The 1,379-nt window shown below is 64.7% G+C and carries 2 protein-coding genes; both read right to left on the bottom strand.

Translation table 11 applies throughout. The annotated features are described in order from the left end of the window. Positions 1 to 633 (bottom strand): aminotransferase class III-fold pyridoxal phosphate-dependent enzyme (locus EN969_RS31135; RefSeq protein WP_164758662.1); only part of this gene is annotated, 633 nt, incomplete at its 3' end. A 1-nt stretch (position 634) separates the two neighbouring features. After that, positions 635 to 1,379: N,N-dimethylformamidase beta subunit family domain-containing protein (locus EN969_RS31130; RefSeq protein ID WP_348632424.1), on the bottom strand; the 745-nt coding region annotated here is incomplete at its 5' end.

Below are 1,379 nucleotides of genomic sequence, written 5' to 3'. Positions count from 1 at the left end.
GTCTGGACCTTCCGCAAGAATCTTCTCCTCCAGCATGTCGGCATAGCGGATGCCGCGCTGCTCAATCGAGAGATTGTCGCGGTCGCGCCAGGCATTCGGCGCCGGCACGGTTGGCATCACCCGCATCATCGGCTCGAACGTTTCGGCCAGCGCATCGTCGCCGGTGATCGAGAGCGAACCCAACGTGCCACCATGATAGGAGGGGAAACGCGTGATCACCTTCCAGCGGCTGGCCTGGCCGGTGGCGACCGCCCATTGCCGCGCCAGCTTGATGCAGGATTCCGTCGCCTCCGAGCCACCGGAGACGAAGAAGATGCGGTCCATGCCCTCCGGCAGCTTGCCGGCCAACTCCCGCGCCAACTCCTCCGCCGGCTCGTTCTCGAAATGCAGCCGATAGGCGAAGGTGGCGCGGTCCATCTGCCGCTTCATGGCGTCGAGCACATTGCGATTGGAATGGCCGATATTGGCCACCATCGGGCCGCTCGAGCCATCGATGAAGCGGCGGCCGTCCTGCGTCCACATGTAGATGCCTTCGGCGCGGTCGATCAGCGGCCGGCGCAGGCTGGACAGATAGAACAGATGCGAGTCTCGCCGGGCTTCGGTTTCTTGAACGGCGGATTGGACTTTCGACATGTCAGGGCTTTCCGAGGTAACGATCGAGGACATTTTTCGTGACGCGTTCGACCATCGGGTCCTGTCTTAGCAGGCCGGCGACCCATTCGCAGCTTCCGGCATGGAACACCTCGCCCTTGCCGCGCGGGAAATTGACGATCATGCCGTTGCCGCGTTTGACCTTTTCCAGATTGGCGTCGCTCGCCTCGCCAAACAACGTTTCGGCGGTGAAGCGGCCGTCTTCGTCGGTGAGGAACTGGTCCTCGATCGGGATATCGGCGCTTTCCTCGACCTGGGATGCCATGCCGACGGCGAGAACCTGCAGGCCATCTGGCGCGCCGCTGGTCGCAGTCGGGTAGGGCAGGCCGCCGCGTATCTCGAAGTCGAGCCCGTCGACCTCATAGCCATAGACATGGCTGTCGGCGCCCAGCAGGTCGCCATAGTAGATGCCGGTGCCGGCGAAGGCCCAATGCTCGGGCCGGTAGACCGGGAAACCACGCACGCCGCGCGGTGCACAGCCGCCCCAGCCGGCATAGACACCGCGCGTCGCGTTGAGCCCGAAGGTCGCCGAACCCGGCCGGCCGATTTCCGGCGCCTCCCAGGAATTGGTGGCACGGGTGACGTCGCCGTCTGGGAGATAGGCCGGATCTTCGGCACGCGAGCGATATTTGTAGCAGACCTGCCGGCGGCCCTCGTCTTCGAACCGCGTCTGCCACATGAAATTGCCGGCAAAGCGCGCCGCATGGCCGCCGCGGGTCACATAGGCG

It is taken from the genome of Mesorhizobium sp. M7A.F.Ca.CA.003.01.2.1, from assembly GCF_003998945.1.
Taxonomy (GTDB): domain Bacteria; phylum Pseudomonadota; class Alphaproteobacteria; order Rhizobiales; family Rhizobiaceae; genus Mesorhizobium; species Mesorhizobium ciceri.
Note: the sequence above shows the minus strand (reverse complement) of the source record. Positions and strands in the feature narration are given on the sequence as shown.